At 64.2% G+C, this 19,947-nt stretch carries 17 protein-coding genes; 9 read left to right on the top strand and 8 right to left on the bottom strand.

Translation table 11 applies throughout. The annotated features are described in order from the left end of the window. The first annotated feature begins 321 nt into the window (after positions 1-321). Positions 322-807, top strand: coding sequence for an adenosine-specific kinase (locus tag AB3X95_RS10305; RefSeq protein WP_368621251.1), 486 nt, complete (start codon positions 322-324; stop codon positions 805-807). A gap of 51 nt (positions 808-858) precedes the next feature. Next, the gene (locus tag AB3X95_RS10300) at positions 859-1,761 is read left to right on the top strand and encodes a DUF4922 domain-containing protein (protein WP_368621250.1); all 903 of its coding nucleotides are present in this window, start codon (positions 859-861) and stop codon (positions 1,759-1,761) included. Between the two features lie 16 nt (positions 1,762-1,777). Here AB3X95_RS10300 and AB3X95_RS10295 read toward each other — a convergent pair whose 3' ends face one another. After that, positions 1,778-3,433: an FAD-dependent oxidoreductase gene (locus tag AB3X95_RS10295; protein ID WP_368621249.1), complete on the bottom strand. Its 1,656-nt coding sequence runs from the start codon at positions 3,431-3,433 to the stop codon at positions 1,778-1,780. Positions 3,434-3,637: 204 nt separating this feature from the next. On the opposite strand from AB3X95_RS10295, the gene AB3X95_RS10290 reads away from it, so the two are divergent. Next, complete coding sequence (locus tag AB3X95_RS10290; protein WP_368621248.1) at positions 3,638-4,318, top strand: DUF4410 domain-containing protein; 681 nt, start codon at positions 3,638-3,640, stop codon at positions 4,316-4,318. Between the two features lie 93 nt (positions 4,319-4,411). Here the strand turns inward: AB3X95_RS10290 and AB3X95_RS10285 are convergent, their stop codons facing one another. Continuing rightward, complete coding sequence (locus AB3X95_RS10285; RefSeq protein ID WP_176121960.1) at positions 4,412-5,635, bottom strand: YeeE/YedE family protein; 1,224 nt, start codon at positions 5,633-5,635, stop codon at positions 4,412-4,414. Positions 5,636-6,162: 527 nt separating this feature from the next. Between AB3X95_RS10285 and AB3X95_RS10280 the strand changes: the two genes are divergently transcribed. Genes AB3X95_RS10280 through AB3X95_RS10270 form a run of 3 tightly spaced genes read left to right on the top strand, consistent with a single transcriptional unit; the run spans position 6,163 to position 9,252 of the window. Next, the gene (locus AB3X95_RS10280; RefSeq protein WP_368621247.1) at positions 6,163-8,463 is read left to right on the top strand and encodes a filamentous hemagglutinin N-terminal domain-containing protein; all 2,301 of its coding nucleotides are present in this window, start codon (positions 6,163-6,165) and stop codon (positions 8,461-8,463) included. 56 nt (positions 8,464-8,519) lie between these two features. Continuing rightward, positions 8,520-8,675, top strand: a complete 156-nt coding sequence (locus AB3X95_RS10275) for a hypothetical protein (protein WP_368621246.1) — start codon at positions 8,520-8,522, stop codon at positions 8,673-8,675. A gap of 28 nt (positions 8,676-8,703) precedes the next feature. Continuing rightward, entirely contained in the window at positions 8,704-9,252 is a 549-nt protein-coding gene (locus AB3X95_RS10270; protein WP_368621245.1) for a hypothetical protein, read from the top strand. A 17-nt stretch (positions 9,253-9,269) separates the two neighbouring features. Here AB3X95_RS10270 and AB3X95_RS10265 read toward each other — a convergent pair whose 3' ends face one another. The 3 genes from AB3X95_RS10265 to AB3X95_RS10255 form a co-directional block, all read right to left on the bottom strand. Then, a complete protein-coding gene (locus AB3X95_RS10265) occupies positions 9,270-11,285 on the bottom strand; it encodes an acyl CoA:acetate/3-ketoacid CoA transferase (protein ID WP_368621244.1) in 2,016 nt (671 codons plus the stop codon). Positions 11,286-11,316: 31 nt separating this feature from the next. Beyond that, on the bottom strand, positions 11,317-11,784 hold the full coding sequence (locus AB3X95_RS10260; RefSeq protein ID WP_176121965.1) for a CBS domain-containing protein: 468 nt from the start codon (positions 11,782-11,784) through the stop codon (positions 11,317-11,319). Between the two features lie 166 nt (positions 11,785-11,950). Next, the gene (locus AB3X95_RS10255) at positions 11,951-12,673 is read right to left on the bottom strand and encodes a LysR family transcriptional regulator (RefSeq protein WP_368621243.1); all 723 of its coding nucleotides are present in this window, start codon (positions 12,671-12,673) and stop codon (positions 11,951-11,953) included. A gap of 168 nt (positions 12,674-12,841) precedes the next feature. Here AB3X95_RS10255 and AB3X95_RS10250 point away from each other — a divergent pair, with 168 nt between their 5' ends. From AB3X95_RS10250 to AB3X95_RS10240, 3 genes are all read left to right on the top strand, one after another. Continuing rightward, on the top strand, positions 12,842-14,680 hold the full coding sequence (locus AB3X95_RS10250; RefSeq protein ID WP_368621242.1) for an assimilatory sulfite reductase (NADPH) flavoprotein subunit: 1,839 nt from the start codon (positions 12,842-12,844) through the stop codon (positions 14,678-14,680). Positions 14,681-14,688: 8 nt separating this feature from the next. Beyond that, the gene (locus tag AB3X95_RS10245; protein ID WP_368621481.1) at positions 14,689-16,422 is read left to right on the top strand and encodes an NADPH-dependent assimilatory sulfite reductase hemoprotein subunit; all 1,734 of its coding nucleotides are present in this window, start codon (positions 14,689-14,691) and stop codon (positions 16,420-16,422) included. Positions 16,423-16,538: 116 nt separating this feature from the next. Then, positions 16,539-16,757, top strand: coding sequence for a DUF2945 domain-containing protein (locus AB3X95_RS10240; protein ID WP_176121968.1), 219 nt, complete (start codon positions 16,539-16,541; stop codon positions 16,755-16,757). Positions 16,758-16,870: 113 nt separating this feature from the next. On the opposite strand, the gene AB3X95_RS10235 is transcribed toward AB3X95_RS10240, so the two are convergent. From AB3X95_RS10235 to AB3X95_RS10225, 3 genes are all read right to left on the bottom strand, one after another. Next, positions 16,871-17,770, bottom strand: a complete 900-nt coding sequence (locus AB3X95_RS10235; protein WP_176111247.1) for an NAD(P)-dependent oxidoreductase — start codon at positions 17,768-17,770, stop codon at positions 16,871-16,873. A 100-nt stretch (positions 17,771-17,870) separates the two neighbouring features. Continuing rightward, complete coding sequence (locus AB3X95_RS10230) at positions 17,871-18,227, bottom strand: STAS/SEC14 domain-containing protein (RefSeq protein ID WP_368621241.1); 357 nt, start codon at positions 18,225-18,227, stop codon at positions 17,871-17,873. Positions 18,228-18,396: 169 nt separating this feature from the next. After that, a complete protein-coding gene (locus tag AB3X95_RS10225) occupies positions 18,397-19,923 on the bottom strand; it encodes a glycosyltransferase family 39 protein (RefSeq protein WP_368621240.1) in 1,527 nt (508 codons plus the stop codon). Positions 19,924-19,947 lie beyond the last annotated feature (24 nt).

Below are 19,947 nucleotides of genomic sequence, written 5' to 3'. Positions count from 1 at the left end.
CTTGACCTTGTTGACTCGGACAGGCTGTTGCGGCGCGATGGGGATTTAAAGCGGGTCAAAACGCTGTGACGGAGACGCGGCTTGTGGTCGATCGATGCCGCCCTATAGCCCTCCGTAGCACGATGCGGCGATCACTTCGTTATAGACGCGAACGTCGTTTCAGGGTAGGCCCGCAACGTCGTTCGCCGGAGGCCCGGTTTTCGTACTAGGCTAGAAGCCGGATCGACGAAGACCGGCTGACGCGCGAACCATCCGCAGTCGGGCTGGCCGGTGTTCGACGTGTTTTCATCGGCGTGTTGCCGCAATGGAGCGAGGTCCACCATGCAATTGTCCGCCGTCAAGATCGTCAAGCCCGAAGCGACCAACTTCATCCTCGGGCAAAGCCACTTCATCAAATCCGTCGAGGATATTCACGAAGCGATGGTCGGCACGGTGCCAGGCATCAAGTTCGGGCTCGCGTTTTGCGAGGCCTCGGGCAAGCGCCTCGTGCGGCGCTCCGGCACGGACGAAAGCCTCGTCGAAATCGCATGCCAGAACGCGACCAACGTCGGCGCGGGCCATAGCTTCTTCGTATTTCTCGGCGACGGCTTTTTCCCCGTCAACGTGCTGAACACCATCAAGGCCGTGCCCGAGGTCTGCCGCATCTTCTGCGCAACGGCGAATCCCGTCGAAGTGCTGATCGCTGAAACGGATCAGGGGCGCGGGATCGTCGGCGTGATCGATGGCTTCCCACCCGTCGGCACCGAAAGTGCGGAAGACGTTCAATGGCGCAAGGATCTTTTGCGCACGATAGGCTACAAGCTGTAGCCGCTGCGCTTTCACTCGCTTTACACGCGCCGCCCTACCTGCCGACATGCTATGGAACGACAACGACGCCTGATTCCGGGCACGCTGTGGCCCGCCATTCTGCGACAGACCGACCATGCGCTCGGTTGCGGCGCGCTGCGGCCGATCGACACGCAACAGTGCATGATCGACAGCGGCGGCATCCGCTTTCTCGTGCGCCAGGTGTCGAGCCTGACGCACAAGGAACAACAGCGCGAGCAAGCGCACAAGCTGCAGACTGCAAAGCGCCCGCAAGCGAACCCATTTCTTCCCCCCGACCCGGATCTGTTCGTCGCCGACATTTCCGACACGCATCTCGCATTGCTCAACAAGTTCAACGTGATCGATCATCATCTGCTGATCGTCACGCGCGAATTCGAACCGCAGGAAGCGCTGCTCGATCTTGCCGATTTCGAAGCGCTGCTCGCGTGCATGGCCGAATTCGACGGCATCGGCTTTTACAACGCCGGCATGGAGTCGGGCGCGAGCCAGCCGCACAAGCATCTGCAGATCGTGCCGCTGCCGCTCGGGGACGCCGGTCCGCCGGTGCCTATCGAGCCCTTGCTGGGTGCGCAGGACCGCGTGCCGGAGCTGCCGTTTTGGCATGCGTTCGCGCGCTTCGACGCGGATGATCTGACGCGCGCGGATGCGCCGAAGCTGGCGCTGTCCCGCTATCGCACGCTGCTCGAAGCGGCGGGTGTCGGCGCGCTCGAAATCGATCGTGTGTGGTGTCATGCGGCGCCTTACAACCTGCTGGTCACACGGCGCTGGATGTTGCTCGTGCCGAGATCGCAAGAGCGTGTCGAAGGCGTGTCGGTTAACGCGCTCGGCTTTGCGGGTTCGCTGTTCGTGCGTGACGCGGCTCAACTGGATGTGATCGAAAGGCTCGGCCCGATGACGGTATTGGAACGCGCCGCGCTGCCCGCGAACACGTAGCGACCGAGCGGCGACCTCACGCACCGTCCGACTGCAAGTACCTGTGCGCGAAAGCAATCGCCATGCTGCCTTCGCCGACGGCCGAAGCGACGCGCTTCACAGGGCTCAGCCTCACGTCCCCGCACGCAAACACGCCAGGCACACTCGATTCGAGCAGATAAGGATCGCGGTGATGATGCGGCCAGCGTGCGGCCTTGACGACGTCGTCGCCGGTCAGAACATAGCCGCGTACGTCGCGCGCGATTTCGGACGGCAGCCACTCCGTCTGCGCATCGGCTCCGATGAAGACGAACAGACCGCCGCAGTCGTGCCGGCTTACTGCCTCTGTCGTCGAATCGCGAATGTCGATGGCCGTCAGATGCGTATCGCCATGCGCGCCGAGGACTTCCGAGCGCAAGCGCACCGCGACGTTCGATTTGCCCGCAAGCTGTTCGACCAGATAGCGCGACATGCCCTTTTCGAGCGAATCCCCGCGCACGACGAGCGTCACGCTGCGCGCATGATTGGCGAAGAACAACGCCGCCTGGCCGGCCGAATTGCCGCCGCCGATCAGATGGACATCGAGGCCGTGGGTCGCGCTCGCTTCGCTGCGCGCCGCGCCGTAGTAGATCCCCTTGCCGATAAAGCGGTCGAAGCCGTCGATGGCAAGCCGCCGCCATGTGACGCCTGTCGCGAGAATGATGGTTCGAGCGTGCACGGCGTCGCCGCCATCGAGATGAATCCGCCGCGTCTTTACATCGATGCGCTCGACCGAGCGCGTCACGAGGATTTCCGCGCCGAGCCGCCGTGCCTGTTGCAGCGCGCGGCTCGCCAGTTCGTCGCCGGAAACGCCATTGGGAAAGCCGAGATAGTTCTCGATGCGCGACGACGTGCCCGCCTGTCCGCCCGGCGCCTCGCGCTCCAGCACCAGCGTGCGCAGACCTTCCGACGCGCCGTACACCGCGGCAGCCAGCCCCGCGGGGCCGCCGCCGATGATCGCCGTGTCGTATCCGTCCAGACGCGGCTGCGTCTGAAGGCCGAGCAGTCCCGCCAGTTCGCGGGTCGCGGGCCGGCTCAGCACCGTGCCGTCGACGAGGCGCAACGCGGGGCACTCGCGTTCCGTTGGACAGGTGCCAGGCCAGCGCGCGGCCAGTTCGGGCGCATCCGGCGCCAGCCAGTCGGCGCTGATCTGATTGCGCGCGAGAAACTGGCGCAGCAGCGTGCACGCATCGTCCCAACGGTTGCCGACGATCGTCACACGCGCTTTCGGCGGCTCGGCAGAAAGGCTTTGCAGCCCGCCGATGCGTTCGCGCGCGAGCGCCCCCATCTTGACCGCCACCTCGGGCGACGCCGCCGCGAGCGCATAGTATTGCGGCGCGTCGACGCGCATCACGCGCGAAGGCTCGGCTGCTCGATAGGCGCCCGGAAACGGCGAACTCAGCGCAAGCGGCACTTCGCCGAAGATCGTGCCGGGCAGACGCCAGCCCAAGGTCCGCTCGATGCCGTCGAACGTCTTGATGACTTCCATCTTGCCCGACAGCACCGCGTATAACGCGCGCTCGCCACCTTCATGAACCGCGAACTCGCCCGCGCACAGATGCAGGTCCGCGGCCGTGTGCGCGAGGGTTTCCAGTTCGCTGTCGGGGAGGGTGGAGAACAGCGGCACGGCGCGAATGTCGTCGATCGTCAGCATGGCTTTGTTTTCCGTTTGTCGAACTCGCGCCAAGGCATACGCGGACAACGCGCATAGCCACCAACCGCATCGACCCAGTATAGGATTTTCGGATCGCGATGCAGACGATCGAAAGTCCTAAGATGGGTGAAGAGCCAAGATGTGAGTGGCGTATTTCGTCGTTGCCATGCAACCAGTACCAGGCGATCAGCGCGGAGGTGCGCAATGATGTTTCGATGGATGCGAATGGTCGGTCTGGCGACGTATGTGTGTGCCAGCGCGGACGGATGTCTGGCGGCGGATGCGTCGGCAGCGCTCGCGACCGCTGTCGCGCCGCCGGTTGTCTATGTCGCCGATTTCGATCTCGACGCCGCGAATATCGCCCCTGACAGCGGGCCAGGCCACCGTGCGCGGGGCATCGTGGGCAATCTGGTGCCGGCGGGTCCGCTGCGCCAGCAACAGGACCCGCAGGCGCGGGCGCGGGAGATCGTCGCGCTGATGGCGCAATCCTTGACGGACGATCTGAAGAAGGCCGGAGTAGACGCGCGCCGCGTCGCGCCGGGTGAGCCGCTGCCTCACGACGGCTGGCAGGTGCGCGGTGTTTTTCTCAGCGTCGACGAGGGTAACCGGCTGCGTCGCGCGATGGTGGGCATGGGCGCGGGCCAAAGCCAGTTTCAGGTCGCAGTTTCCTGCGATAACCTGGCTGCGCCGGAGTTGCCGCCGCTTTATGAAAGTGTTGAAGAGGGCAAGAGCAGGGATATGCCGGGCGCGGTGATCAAGCTCAATCCGTACGTGATCGCCGCGAAGGTCGTTCTGTCCGGTCGCGATGAAAAGACGGCGGTCAGAAACAGCGCGCAGCAGATAGCCGACGAGCTCGCGCGACGGCTTCAGACTGGCGCCAGGTAGAAGACTCGACTTCGTTGCGACGACTTTCGACCGGAACTGCGCGGGCGGGGCAGCAGCGCAGCCCCCGCCCGATAGGCGGCCGAAGCCGCCCGATCAGCAGCCCGTCTGCTTGACGCGCTCGACCGGGAGGCCGAACAGCGGACGCAGCTTGGTGCCGACCACGTTGCCGAAAAATGCCGCGACGAGCCACAGCCAGCCGTGCAGGCTGCCCGACACGATGCCGCTGAAGTACGCGCCGATATTGCAGCCGTACGCGAGACGCGCGCCGTAGCCGAGAATCAGACCGCCGACGATCGCCGCGATCAGCGAGCGCAGCGGCAGACGCCACACCGGCGCATAGCGGCCGGCCAGCGAAGCGGCGAGCATCGCGCCGATCACGATGCCGATGTCCATCACCGACTTCATGTCGTGGCTGATCGGTGCGGCGAGGGCGGCCGCGTTCGGGCCGGTGCTCCACACCGGCCAGCTCGCGACGTCGACGCCCATTGCGGAAAACGCCTTGGCGCCCCACAGCGCGAACGCCGACGTGATGCCCCACGGACGACCCGACAGCGCGAGCGTCACGAAGTTGAGGATGGCGAGCACGACGCCGCCGGCGAGGAGCGGCCACGGGCCATGCAGCCACGGCGATGCGTTCGGTGCGCGCTCCACCTCGCTGACCAGACGGCCGTGACGGCGCTTCTCGATCAGCACGGTCAGCGCGGCGATCGCCGCGAACACCACGAGGTTCAGCGCGATCCCCGGAACCACGCCGAGCGTTTGCACGAGCGAGATCGGCGGCAGATGCGGCAGCGCGGACCAGAACGGCATGTGCGCCGTGCCGATCACCGAACCGATGATGAACGCGATCAGCGTGACCACCATCCGCGTGCTGCCGCCGCCGACCGTGTACAGCGTGCCGGACGCGCAGCCGCCGCCGAGCTGCATGCCGATGCCGAACATGAACGCGCCGACCACGACCGAGGTGCCGACGGGCGACACTTCGCCGACCACCGGATGCCCGAACAGCGTGCCGGCGGACAGCGCCGGGAAGAACAGCAACACGCCGACCGCGAGCATCAGCATCTGCGCGCGCAGCCCGGCGCCGCGGCCGTCGGCGATGAACACGCGCCATGCGGACGTGAAGCCGAACGCGGCGTGATAGAGCGTGATGCCGAGCAGCGCGCCGAGGACGTACAGCGCGGCCTGCTTCACGCTGACGGTCTGCGCGAGATAGATCGCGCCGAGCACGACCAGCGCGAGCGCGACGGCGAGCGGCTTCGGATTGATGTTGACGACACGGCGAGGCGCGCCGAATGGCGTGGAGAGATCGGACATGATGAGTGGAGCGGACGCGCTTGTCGCGCGAAGGCGGCGCGCCGGTCAAGCGGCGGTCGCTGCGCGGGAGGGGGCCGCGAATAATCGTTTCGGGAAAGCCCGGGAGTATACCGAAATGTCAGGTTGCGGCCGCTGCCTGCCAAGGTTCGCGCTGCTCGACGGCAAATCGGGGCGCGTGCGGTGTCGCGAGCCTGCAATGCCCGCCGGACGGGGTTTTTGCGGAGATCGACGGTGGTTGGAGGCCCGTCGTTTAATAACCCATCGTAATAACGGTATTTCAAACTTGCATTGAAATCGTCATCAACGCGGAAGGCGGTGGTAATAAAAGCCTTGCACGAAGGCGCAAATCGTTGAGATTTCCCGCAACTGGCGAGGAGGCGAACTGCTAGTCTTCGTACGGGGCGCAGCCGTTTCGCGCGAGCGTGGAAGGGGGATGTATGAGAACTCGAAGGCCACCTCTGCTGCGGCGACGTGCATCGCAACGTCGTCATTCAAGCGGGCGAATTTCATTCGCCATCGTTGTTTCATTGACCGGACTTTTCACGACGCACGTCGCGTGCGCGGCGGGGGCGCTGCCACAGGGCGGCCATTTCGTCGCCGGCTCCGGAAGCATTGCTCAGAACGACGCCGGCATCAGCATTACGCAAGCGGGTTCGCGCGGCATCATCGAATGGGACAGTTTTTCGATCGGATCGCGCCGCACGGTGTCGATCGACAACGGCACCGGCGCGACGCTCAATCGCGTGACGGGTAACGATGTGTCGGCGATCTACGGCACGCTGAAGGGCACCGGCAGCATCTACCTGATCAATCCGCATGGCGTGCTCATCGGGCCTGGCGGCGTGGTGTCGACGGGCGGGCGCTTCGTCGCTTCGACCCTCGACGTCCCCAACGATGTCTTTCTCAACCCGCCCGTGATCGGTGGGTCAGCCTATACAGGCAGTTCTACGGCGGATGTCGTCAATCTCGGCAAGATCAGTTCGTCGGGTGGAGACGTGTTCCTGATATCGGCCAGCAAGGTCACGAACGCAGGGACGATCGTCGCGCCGAACGGCAATGCCGAACTCGCCACGGGCCGTCAGGTGCGTCTATACGACGGCAAATATCAACAAGTCTTCGTGGACGTGGGCAGCGGCGGCACGGTGACGAACTCGGGCACGGTGCGGGCGGCGATCGTCAACGTGCAGGCGGCCGACGGCAACATCTTCGCGCTCGCGGGTCATTCGGGTGCGCTGCGCGCCACCGGCACCGCGACGCGCGACGGCCACGTATGGCTCGTCGCGAACACGACCGTCAACGGGGTCCTCGTCAATTCCGGCAACGTCGATGCGCGCGGCGCGCGAATCAGCGCGCGCAATGCGGACGGCAGCGGCGGCACGGTCGACATGTCAGGCAAAGACGTCAAGGTCGGCGGCGCGGACGTGCGGGCGAAAGCATGGAACATCACAACAGGGGACTTCACCGCGGACGTCCCGACCGCCAACACGCTCGGCGCAAGCCTGAACAAGGGCACGACCATCACCGTGATCGCGAATGGCGGGGACGGCAAGCTCGGTGCGACCGGTGAAGGGGACATCGCGATCGAAGCGAGCGTGCGCTGGCACGGGGCCTCCTCGCTGACGCTCGATGCGGCTCACTCGCTGACGATCGCACCGCGGGCGACCATCGCCAATACGGGCGCAGGGTCGCTCACGCTGTCCGCCGATACCTATGGATTCGACAACGGCGGCAGCCTGACCAATCTGGGTACGATCAACTGGTCACGCAGCCTGGGCGTCGTCAGCGGCCTGTACGACATGAACGGCAGCTACACGCCCGGCACCGTGCACACCAACGCATCCTGGCACCCTGCGCCGTTCAGTGGGCTCGTCACGCAGTTCACGGCCTATCGGCTCGTCAACTCGATGGCGGACCTGAGCGCCGTGAACAACGACCTGTCCGGCAACTATGCGCTGGGCAGCAGGGGGCTGGAATTCGCGGGTGCGCCGGACTTCGGCAGCATCGGCACCGCGGCGAATCCGTTCACCGGTCAGTTCGACGGCATGGGGCATCTGCCCGCGGACCTGCATCTGTCGGCCGCGGCCGATACCGGACTCTTCGGCGTGATCGGCAAGAGCGGGGTCGTGCGCAATTTCACGCTGGCGGACGGCGTCGCGACCTCATCGGGAGGAACGGTCGGCTTGCTGGCCGCCGTCAACTACGGGCACATCGTGAACGTCGGCGCCACGGGCACCATCAATGCGACGGGCAACACGAGTACGGTGGCCGGCGGCCTGGTGGGCGAGAACTTTGGACGTATCGAGCGCTCGTGGGCTGGTGTGACCATCAACGGCGCGGATCGGATCGGCGGGCTCGTCGGCCTGAACGATGGCCGCATCGGTCAGTCTTTCGCGATCGGCCGGGCAACAGCCGGTGCGCAAAGCATAGTCGGCGGACTCGTCGGCACCAACCGTGGCGCGATCGCCCAATCGTATGCAGACGAATTCCTGAGCGGCGGCGCGACTGTCGGAGGGCTTGTCGGCAGCAATGCGGGCTTCATCCGCGAGTCGTATACCGCGTCCAGGCTCACGGCGGGCGCGAACGCGACGCCAGGCGGTATCGCGGGCACGAACAGCGGCCGCATCGCCGCGAACGTGTTCTGGAACCGCGAATCGTCCGGAGCGGCGGCAGGTGTCGGCTCGGGCACGGCGGTGGCCGACTCGAGCGGACTCACCGATCAACAGCTGCGCGAGCCGGCGAGCTTCGGTCCGACGTGGGATTTCAGCGCGAACGGCACGTGGGTCGCGGGCTATCCGGGGCCAAAGTTGCGCTGGCTGGCGGGGCCCTGACATCGAGCGCATCGGCTACCATATAACCATGGTCGCAACCTAGAAAGGAGGCTGCCATGACTCAGTCAATGATCGGCGTGGTAGTGGCGTTGGCGGCCCTGCTGGTCATCGCGTTCGTGTTCGCGCGGCGATACAGGCACGCGCATCCGCAAGAGACCATGACCCAGTGGCTCGACGCCCATCACATGGGTTGGCTACATCACAGGCACTGACTCCGGAGTTTGGCGGGTAGAGTCCCCAATGACATCCCGGCGATCGAATTCATCCCGATCGGCATTCGGTCGTGCCTGTCACGCACGCGCCGCGCTGCTTGGCGCGGCGGTATTCGCGCTTGGTGCCTGCGCGCAGCCGTGGGAGGCATTCCATGCAGGCGAACCGGAATCGGCCGTGGTCGCCAGGATGGGGCAGCCGCGCGAGGTCTACGAGCTGCCCGACGGTTCCCGGCGGCTGATGTGGCCGACGCAGCCCATGGGGGAAGTAACCGTCGCCGCGGACATCGACCCGACCGGCAAGGTGATCCGCGTCCGGCAAGTGCTGCAGCCGAACGAGTTTTACCGCGCGGAGCCTGACAAGTGGACGAAGAATGACGTTCTGATCAACTTCGGCCGCCCGGAGGAAACGACTTACTTTCCGGTGATGAAACGCGAAGTCTGGAGCTATCGCTACCTGGAAGACAACGTGTGGTACCTGCTGTTCAATTTCTATTTCGACGACACCGGCGTGCTGCGCTCGACCCAGAAGAGCCCGGACCCGCTCCACTTGCAGGGTGGCGACAACAAGCCGATGTGATGTCGATTTCAGCTTCGCTAGCGCTCTGACGACTGCTCGCGCAGGAAGGCCTGCGCTTCCGCCTCCGTCTCATAGACATAAGGTGACAGCCCGCGCCGCGTCAGTGCGTCACCCAGCTTGGCGCGCATGAAAGCGCTGGTGGTAAAGCGCGTCACGCCCAGATAGTAGCGCTGCACCATATCCTCGACCATTTCGACATACGCGTCTTCCAGCGCGGGGTCCAACACGAAACCCTCGTAGTTCACCACCGCATAAACCTTGTGGTCCAGTGGTTCGCAGACGCGGCATACCTGAGCCCGGATCGCGGCGATGTCGTCGGGACGCTTCACCTCGAGACGCGAGAAGTTGAGGAACATGATGTTCTTGTCGTCGTCGTAGATGAAGCGCGCTTCCAGCGGCAGCCGCAAAACATTCGAGCGCAGGCCCATCGGTTCGGGCAGGAAAATCCGCTCGTCCATCTGCTTCGGCGAACGCAGGATCGGTGCGAAGTCCATCCTGGCCAGAATATCGCGCTCCAGATCGACGCCAGGTGCGATCTCGATGAGTTCCATGCCTTCGGCGCACAGTTCGAACACGCAACGCTCGGTGATGTAGAGGACCGGTTGTCCCGCTGCCGCCGCATACGGGCCAGAAAACGTGCGATGCTCTACTTCCTCGATGAACTTCCTGGCCGTGCCGTCACGGTGGATGCGCAGCTTGCCGTCGACGACTGAAATCTGGCTCTGGCCCGCCATGAACGTGCCGACAAACACCACCTTCCTGGCATTCTGGCTGATGTTGATGAAGCCTCCGGCACCAGCCAGGCGCGGCCCGAATCTCGACACGTTGAGGTTACCCATCCGATCGGCCTGCGCGAGGCCGAGAAACGCGACGTCGAGCCCGCCGCCGTCATAGAAATCGAACTGGGCGGGCTGATCGATGATTGCCTGCGGATTGGTCGCCGCGCCGAAGTTCAAGCCTCCCGCCGGAATGCCGCCGATCACGCCGGGCTCGGTGGTCAGCGTCAGCAGGTCGAGGATTCTTTCCTCGTTGGCGACGCTGGCGATGCCCTCAGGCATGCCGATGCCGAGATTCACCACGCTGTTTGGCTGGAGTTCCATTGCCGCGCGCCGCGCGACCACCTTGCGCTCACTCATCGGCATCGGCGCCACACTGCTCGCGGGCACCCGGATTTCGCCGGCGAACGCCGCGCTGTACGGTGTGGCAAAGGTCTGCTGGTGGTTCTCAGGCGGCGCCAGCACGACGCAATCGACCAGCACGCCGGGGATCTTGACCTGTCGCGGATTGAGCGAGCCGCTTTCGGCGATTCGCTCCACCTGGACGATCACCAGACCGTGGCAGTTGTGCGCGGCCATGGCGATCGCCAGAGCCTCCAAGGTCAGCGCTTCGCGCTCCATCGTCACATTGCCGTCGGGATCGGCGGTGGTGCCGCGCACGATCGCGACGTTGATCGGGAAGGACTTGTAGAACAGATATTCCTCGTTGCCGATCTGCATCAACTCGACCAGGTTCTCGGTGGTGCGTTCGTTCAGTTTGCCGCCACCGAAGCGCGGATCGACGAAGGTACCGAGGCCGACTCGTGAAAGATGGCCGGGTTTTCCGGCTGCAATGTCGCGAAACAGGTGACTGATCACGCCCTGCGGCAGGTTGTAGGCTTCGATCTGGTTATCCACCGCAAGCCGCTGTAGCTTCGGCACCAGACCCCAGTGTCCGCCGATGACGCGTTTGACGAGTCCCGGCGTCGCCAGATGGTTCAGTCCCCGATCCTTGCCGTCTCCCTGACCGGCCGCATAGACCAGCGTCAGGTCGCGGGGCTTTGGGAGGGTGACTAACGCATCCTCGTCACGGGTCGTACAGAGTTCCTCGATGGCGATAGCGATGTCTTCGGCGAAGCCGATGCCGACGAAGCCGCCTGTCGCGACAGTATCGCCGGCGCGGATCAGGCGCACGGCATCGCGCGCGGACGCCACTTTGCCCGACGAGCGGGAAAGGATCGCCGGTGAAGGCGTCCCCGCGGTTGATTGCGTGCTCACGTTTCACCTCGTCTAATTCGAGCGCGACTGTCTAGTAGGCGCCGCCGGTATCGATGGTCAGATGGAGCATGTCGTCCTCGAGAACCCGGATGAAATGCTCGTCCTCCTGCAGGAGTTCCTCCAGAACGTCACTATTGGAAAGCACGCCGATGACGCGCCCCGATTCGATAACAGGCAGGTGCCGGATCCGCTTCGTGTGCATCGACGCTAGGCATTGATCGCAGGTATGCTCGGGCGTCACATAAAACACCTGAGTGGTCATGATGTCGCCAACCTTGGTGTTGGCGGCGTTGCGGCCGAGCACGTCGACTTTGCGCGCGTAGTCGCGCTGCGACAGCACGCCAATCAGATTGCTGCCTTGCAGCACCAGCACCGTCGTCACATCCTCGTCGGCCATCAGCTGCAGCGCGCTGAGCACCGTGTCGTCGGGTCCGACCGAAACCAGCTCCCGCGGGTTCGCGGACAGAATTTGCCGTGCTGTCTTCCTCTCCTTTTTCATGAGCGCCTCCACACAGAAAGGGGAGCATGTGCGGACTCCGTCTGATCAAAGCGAAATCGGAATACGATCGTTCAGGTCCAGCCAGGTCTGGCGATATTTTTTGTCTTCGTCGAATTGCAGTGTAGGTCGCTTGATCTGCGCCGAACGGAACATTTTCCGTTCGGGCTTATGTGGAAGAAGACGTCACGCTTCTGATAACGGTGGGCGCCTCTCGATGATCATCTGACCAGATCAGACATTCAGCTTGAACATTTCGGTCGAACCTACAGGCGCCGTCACCACTGTGACACGGATTCGCCCCGATCCGTCCGCCGCTTGCTACCGCGAACGGTCGGCCGTGAGCCCACCTCGTGGGCGCGCGCGGTTCGGCGCCATCTGGCGCGCTCGTCACCATCACCAGCTTTTCTTCGACGAGCAGTTCCGAAACCAGGTCAGGACGTTGCGGAGGGTTGTAAAGAACAGCGATGTCGAGCGATCCTTCATGCACACGGTCAAGCAAACGCATCGGACTGTCGACCTCCGCGCGCAGTGCGATCTGCGGGCATTCGCGATGCATCCAGACGAGCCAGTCGGCGAGGAGCGGATGCCACAGGCTGAGTTCGCCGCCCAGACTGACACCCTCTTCCCGTCCGGGCGGGAGCGCTACATGCTGACGAGCTTGTTCCCACACCTGCACGAGGGTCGTTGCATGCCGGACGAAGCGTTCCCCAGCCGTCGTCAGACGGGCGCCAGCCTTGTTGCGCACAAACAGCCGGCGTCCCAGCTGTTCCTCCGGGGTGCGGATGCGCGCGCTCACCGCCGTCTGCGTCAGGTGCAAACGCTCCGCGGCAGATATGAAGCTGCCACTTGCCGAGACTTCGAGAAAGGTGCGAGCTAGCGTGATATCCATCGTTTTATATCAAAATTTTTGCTTTCAATTGCAATGACAATCCATTTGCCTGCGGATAACCGGTGCCGGAAAATTGCGGTTGGTTCATCACCAAGCTGACCTGTCGAGGCCCGCGCGACACGCTCACGCGGACACCCCGGGCAGCGTACGTCTGGAGTCGATAGAGAGATGGCTGTTGCGGAATTTCGGGACCCGGTGCTGACCGAGGCCCAGTGGGAACACATCAAGGCCCTCACGACCTCGCTCGACTCCCGGCAACTCGTCTGGGTCAGCGGATATCTGGCGGGGTTCGATCAAGCCAGCACACTGCGAGCCGAAGCGCGCGCACCGGCTGCTGAAGCCGATCTCGGCGGCACTTCGGCACGCCGGCTCACCGTGCTCTACGGCAGCGAAACCGGCAACAGCGCGGCGCTCGCCCGCACGCTCGCCGAGCAGGCGGCGCAACGCGGTCTCGCCGCATCGCTGCATGACATGGCGAGCTACAAGGTTCGCCAGTTGAAGGACGAGCAGGATGTCCTCGTCGTCGTGAGCACCTATGGCGAGGGCGATCCGCCGCAGTCGGCCACCGACTTCTTCGAGTTCATCGAAGGACGCAAGGCGCCGAAGCTCGGCGGCATGCGTTTTGCCGTGCTGGCGTTGGGAGACTCGACCTATGAACACTATTGCGAGGCGGGCAAGCGGCTCGACCGCCGTTTCGAGGAGCTCGGCGCCGAGCGCCTCGCGCAGAGAGTAGATTGCGACGTCGATTACGAACAACCGGCGAACGCCTGGATCGAGCAGACCCTTGCGTTTCTGGGCAGCAATTTATCCGCAGGCGGTCATCCGCCCAGAGCCGAGCCGCGCGCGCCCGCAGGCGCGTTGCCGCAACGGCGGGCCGCCATCGACAGGCAACATCCATTTCACGCCCGCGTCATTGAAAACATTGCGCTGACGGGGCGTGGATCATCGAAGGAAACCCGGCATATCGAGCTGTCGCTCGAAGGCTCGGGCCTGAGCTTCGAACCGGGCGACGCGTTGGGCGTGGTGCCGACGAATGACCCATCAGTGGTTCGCGCGGTACTGCAGGAACTCGATCTCGATGACTCGCAAGCCGTCGACGTGAAGGGCAACGACACCACACTCGGCGATGCGCTCGGCGCGGGCTTCGAAGTCACTGCGCTCACGCCACGCTTTCTCGAGCATTGGGCACGGCTTTCCGGTGCGGCAGAGCTCGAACGTCTCGTCGACAATGCGCATGCCGGCGAGCGAACCGCCTACATGCGCGGTCACCACATCATCGACGTGCTCCGGCGGTTTCCCGTCAAGGGCATCGACGCGCAGCACTTCCTGGCCGCGCTAAGACCTTTGCAGCCGCGCCTCTATTCGATTGCATCGAGCCTCGCCGCGGCACCCGATGAAGTGCATCTGACCGTTTCGGCGCTGCGCTACGAACTGCACGGCGAACCGCGCGCAGGCGTAGCGTCGGGCCAATTGTCCGAGCGCACCGAGCTCGATGCTCAACTGCCTGTGTACATACACCGGAATTCGAACTTCCGGCTGCCCGGAGGCGACGTGCCGATCATCATGATCGGCGCCGGCACCGGCATTGCGCCGTTTCGCGCGTTCATGCAGGAACGCGAAGCACGCGGGGCCAACGGACGGTCGTGGCTTTTCTTCGGTGAACGCAACTTCCGCACCGACTTTCTCTATCAGACGGAGTGGCAACGGCTGCTGAAAGACAACGTACTGACCCGGATGGACGTTGCCTTCTCGCGCGACCGGCGCATCAACGGCGAAGGGAAGACCTACGTGCAGCACCGGATGCAGGCGCAGGGCCACGACCTCTTCGCGTGGCTGGAAGAAGGCGCGCACCTGTACGTCTGCGGCGATGCAAGCCGCCTCGCGCCCGATGTCCATCACACGCTTCTCGAGATCATCGGCAGCGAGGGCGCGCTCGATACCGAATGCGCGCAAGCGTACCTTCAACAGCTTCAACGCGACGGGCACTACCAGCGCGACGTCTACTGAGCGACATGATGAGCAACCCACATACCGAACCGGATCGCAGCCGCGACCTGTCACAGCCCGTCGAACGCCTGAGCGCGGACGAACGTCTGAAGGCCGCGAGCGACCAGTTGCGCGGCACGATAGGCGCAAGCCTGGCCGATCCGCTGACGGGCGGCGTAGCCGATACCGACACCAAGCTGATGAAATTCCACGGCATCTATCAGCAGGACGACCGCGATCTGCGCGACGAGCGCCGGCGGCAAAAGCTGGAACCGGCGTTTCAGTTCATGATTCGCGTGCGGATGCCAGGCGGCGTCTGCACGCCTGCGCAATGGCTCAAACTCGACCAACTCGCGCGCGAGAACGGCGGCGAAACACTGCGGCTGACGACGCGGCAAACGGTTCAATTCCATTGGGTGCTCAAAGACGACCTGCGACCCCTGATTCAGGGCCTGCGCGAAGTGCAGCTCGATACGATCTCTGCCTGCGGCGACGACGCCCGCGGCGTGATGTGCTCGATCAATCCGCATCTGTCGTCACTCCATGCCGCTGTCTATGACCTCGCACGCCGCGCCAGCGACCAGGCGATTCCACGCATGCACGCTTATCGCGAGACCTGGTATGGCGAGACACGCATCGAGGGCCCGGAACCCGAGGAGCCGTTCTACGGCAAGACGTACATGCCGCGCAAGTTCAAGATTGGCTTCGCGGTTCCACCCGTCAACGACATCGATGTCTACACACAGGACCTCGGATTTATCGCCATTGCCGAGCGCGGCGAACTGAAGGGATTCAACGTCGCGATCGGCGGCGGAATGGGCCGCAGCGATCAATCGGCGGCGACCTATCCGCGGCTCGCCGACGTAATCGGCTTCGTCACGCCGGATCAGGTGCTTGTCACCTGCGAAGCGGTGATGAGCGTGCAGCGCGATTACGGCGACCGCAAGGAGCGCTCGCACGCGCGCTTCAAGTACACGATCGACGATCTCGGTCTCGACTGGGTCAAAGCCGAGATCGAGCGGCGGCTGGGCTTCGCACTCGGAAACGCGCACCAGTTTGCCTTTACGACGAACGGCGACGCACTGGGCTGGCAGACGGGCGACGACGGCGCGCATCACCTGACGCTGTTCATCGAGAACGGCCGCCTGAGCAACGGGCCGGACCATGCGCTGCTCGACGGTCTGCGTGCGATCGCGCGCGTGCACGTCGGCACGTTTCGCCTGACGCCTAATCAGAACATCGTGATTGCTCAGGTGCCCGACGCGAACCGCGAGCAAATCGAGCGGCTCGCCGAAGAACACGGTCTGCTCGCTCACGTTCGTGACAGCGCGTTGCGCCTGAACTCGATGGCCTGCGTGGCGATGCCGACGTGTGGTCTGGCGATGGCCGAAAGCGAGCGCTACCTGCCGTCTCTCGTGACGAAGATCGAAGCCTTGCTCGAAAAGCACGGGCTGACGGATGTGCCGATCACGATGCGCATGAGCGGGTGCCCGAACGGTTGCTCGCGGCCATACATCGCAGAGATCGGCCTGTCGGGACGCGCGCCGGGCAAGTACAACCTTTATCTGGGTGGCGGCTTTCACGGGGAAAGACTCAATCGCCTGTATCGCGAGAACGTCGGCGAACAGACGATCCTCGAGTCGCTCGACACGACGCTCGGCCATTTCGCCAGCGAACGCGTCGAGCACGAGCACTTCGGTGACTTCGTCATTCGCGCAGGTTATGTCGATGCCGTGACCTCGGGCCGCGATTTCAACCGTTGATCCAGCGTATTGAACGGTCTGCATCGACGATGTCGCTTTACTGATCTTCGCGAGCACCGACTTCAGGAACGAGGAATGCTGCGATCCTATGGGTTCAACCACTAGAGAGCACAATCATGTCCCATCGACTGAAAACAGGTGATCGCGTTACTTGGAACACCCCGCAAGGCGTGACGACAGGCACGGTCGTGCGCAGGATCATCAGGGATACGGAACTGGAGGGTCAGGTCGTCAGCGCGTCGAAGGACGACCCCCATTACGAGGTCGAAAGCGAGAAAAGCGGTCAGCATGCGGTGCATCGCGCGGACAGTCTGGAGAAGGTGCACAAGCACTGATCCGCGCGGGATCGAGAAACGACGCCATTGCACCGGGCTGCGTCGTTGCAAGGTGGGCCATCGAGACTCGCACGGCATGATCGGGCCGGCAGGGTACCGGCCCGCCATGCCTGCTAGGCGATCTTCTTCGCTTCGTCGCGCCAGTAGTGTTGCTGTTTCCACCCAAGAAGGCGCTTGAGTTTCTCATTGCTGAGCAGAGTCTCGAACTCGCCGAGTTGCTTTCTGAGCGGCACGCCCGGGTAGTAGCGCCGAAGCAGCTCCGCTGTGGGTACGTCGGACGATACGTCGTCGGCCGCGACGTTCATGACCTGAAAGCCGAGGCCATCCTTTTCGATGGCGAGCCGGCACGCGCTCGCGAGATCGCGGCCGTCGATATAGCTCCACGCAATCCTCTTGCGCAGTGCCGGGTCTTTGAGCCACTGCGGAAACTTCGCGTAGTCGCTGGGTTCGAGCACATTGCCGATACGCAAGCAGTAAATGTCGGAGCCGGTGCGCGCGTGAAACGCCTTCGCCGTCACTTCGTTGATCACCTTGGACGTCGCGTAGCTGTCCATCGGGTCCACCGGATATTGCTCGTCGAGCGGGAAGTATTCCGGACTGCGGTCGCGGTGCGCGAACACGATGCCGTAGGTGGTCTCGCTCGATGCCACGATCACCTTGCGGATGCCAAGCTTTGACGCCGCGTCGAGGATGTTGTACGTGCCCATCACGTTGATTCGGTAAACCTCGTTGTCGGGCGTGATCATGATGCGAGGGATCGCCGCGAAATGCACGATCGCGTCGATCGGCTTGGGTTCGAGGTCGTTGGCGAATTCCCCCGCCGCCGTGCTCGATGCCAGCGCATTGAATACCTGGCCCGCATCGGTGATGTCCGTAATCAACGTGCGCGCGGTGCGCGCTGCCATCGGCACGCGATCGACGTTCATCACCTCGTAGCCGTGCTCGATCAGGTCCTGGACGACCCATTTCCCGGCCAGGCCGCTGCCGCCGGTCACAATCACTCGCTTCGTCATGTGCTCCTCTTCTCCTGTTGTCCTTCTTGTTCCGGTGGCGCTGCGTGTCCCTGATGCGGCAGTGCTGGTCTCTGCTCAATGCGTTCGGCTGAGACGACGTTCAGGCGTTGATCCAGGCTCGCGCCTGTTCCAGCTCGTTGACGCGAAACGCCTTCATTTCGGCCTTTGTAAAGAACCGCGCCAAATGCATCGACGCGTGAATCCAGCCCGCGTCGGCCACCACGGCGGCGCGCGTGACTTTGCGGGCGACGGAGACGCCGAGCGTCAGGTCGGTCCACAGCGCCTTCGGTTCGATGCCGCTGAAATGCTCGATGCGTTCGAGCACGCGGGTCTTGCCGTTCAGTTCAAGATCGCCACGCATGCGCTCGATGGCTTCGCGCAGCTCGTGGTCGGTGATTTTGCCTTCGACGGTTATTTCGACGACCGGTGAATCGGGTACGGTGTGATACACGATCATGGCAGGACCCCTGGCGAGAGAGACGTTACACGCTCAGGCACAGATGAACCTGGCGTCCGACGGTGTGCTCATGGTACCCCTTTCCACACGCCCGGTTGGGTTGCGAGCGTATTGCCATCGGGATCGACGACGAGCGGTCGGCCGCGGTCCGGCGTGATCGGCGCGTGGTTCACGACTGCGGCACGATCACGAACAGCTGGTAGGGACGCGCGGGCAACTCCCGTCCCCACGCGGTCTTGCCCACCTCGAGCGCAACCGGCGCTGCATGGCTTAGCGACGATGCAGTCGCGATGCAGTCCGAGTCGTCGCCACGGCACACGATCAGGGTACCCTGGCGCGCGAAATCGGCGGGTGTGATCCAGGGCGTTGCCGCCGGGCAGTGGAGATCCCAGAAGCGGGCGCGGCCGCCGTCATAGAACACCATCGAAGCGGCCTCATGCGTCGAGCCCGCCACGATCGACAGCGGCCGGCTGGTGCGTTCGTACCACACCGCCTGCGCGGCCGCTGCGAGTTCCGCGCGCGGCTCGGCCGCGTCGTCGGTATTGCGCCGCGCCCCCGTGTAGCCGACCACTGCCGACACCGCGAGCACCAGCGCCCAGTAAACCGCCATCGCGCGTATCGCGCGCCGCGGCGCGAACTCGACGCGGGCTTGCGCAAGCACGGCAAGCCAGAGCGGCACGATCGCGAACCACTGCGCCATGCCCCAGACCGAGGCCATCTGCGTCTTGCCGGTCACGGACAGCACGCCCACGGCGAACAGCGGCCCCAGCGCGAGCCACCAGAGATCCGGGTGCGACGCGGGCCGAACGACGCTCAGCGCCATCAGCCGCGCAGCCCCGCGGGTGCGCACCATCAACAGCACGAAAACGAAACTGAGCGCGAGATAGCCGATCTGCGCGAGCGTGTAGATGCCAAAGCGCCCGACCGCGGCGAGCAGGGTGCCGCCAGTGCGTTGCGCGGCATACTCGAGCGTCGGGAAATGATTGACCATCATCCAGTGGACGTGCGGGGCCAGCACGGCGACGCCGGCCGCCACCGCGAGCAGCGAATCGACGCTGACGAGGCGCGCACGCCATGCGGGGCGCGCGAGCAATGCCAGCAACAGCCCGAGCAGCAGCACGATCGTGAAGTACTTGCCCAGCACCGCAAGCGCGGCGCACGCCCCGAGACCGAGCGCCGCGCCGCTGCGCGCGAGGCGGCTGCCCGGTTGCGCGTAGCGGACGAAAAAGTAGGCGGTCCACGGCCAGACCGACAACAGGATCGAGTTCGGATTGAATTTGATGGCGAGATTCGAGTAAAGCGGCGATACCGCCATCGCAAGCCCGGCGAAGATCGCGATCTGGCGCGGCACGAAGCGGCCGGCGAGCGCGACGATCCCGGCGAGGCCGACCAGCACGTTCACCGCCGACAGCGCGAAATACGCGAGATCGGTATGCGGGAACACGCTGAACCAGGCCGCTGCGACCCACGACGAAAGCGGCGGGTGCTTTGCGTAACCGGCCTGCCACTCGATGCCCCAGACGTAGGTCTCGACCATGTCGCCCTGGATGTCCAGATTGCCGCGCGCGAGCCAAGCGGCGAGAGTCCAGACGACTGCGTGGAAGGGTAGCAGCCAGCCGAGTGATGCGATGCCTGCGGCGGCAGGTTGGTCGGAGGCCGAGGCGAGCGACGGAGGATTCGAAAGCTGGGTCGACATTGAGCGTGATGGTCCGGGTGCCGC

The organism is Paraburkholderia sp. BR13444 (assembly GCF_040948755.1).
In the GTDB taxonomy this organism is placed as follows: Bacteria; Pseudomonadota; Gammaproteobacteria; order Burkholderiales; family Burkholderiaceae; genus Paraburkholderia; species Paraburkholderia youngii.
The sequence above is the reverse complement of the archived record's forward strand: the minus strand, read 5'-3'. Positions and strand labels throughout refer to the sequence as shown.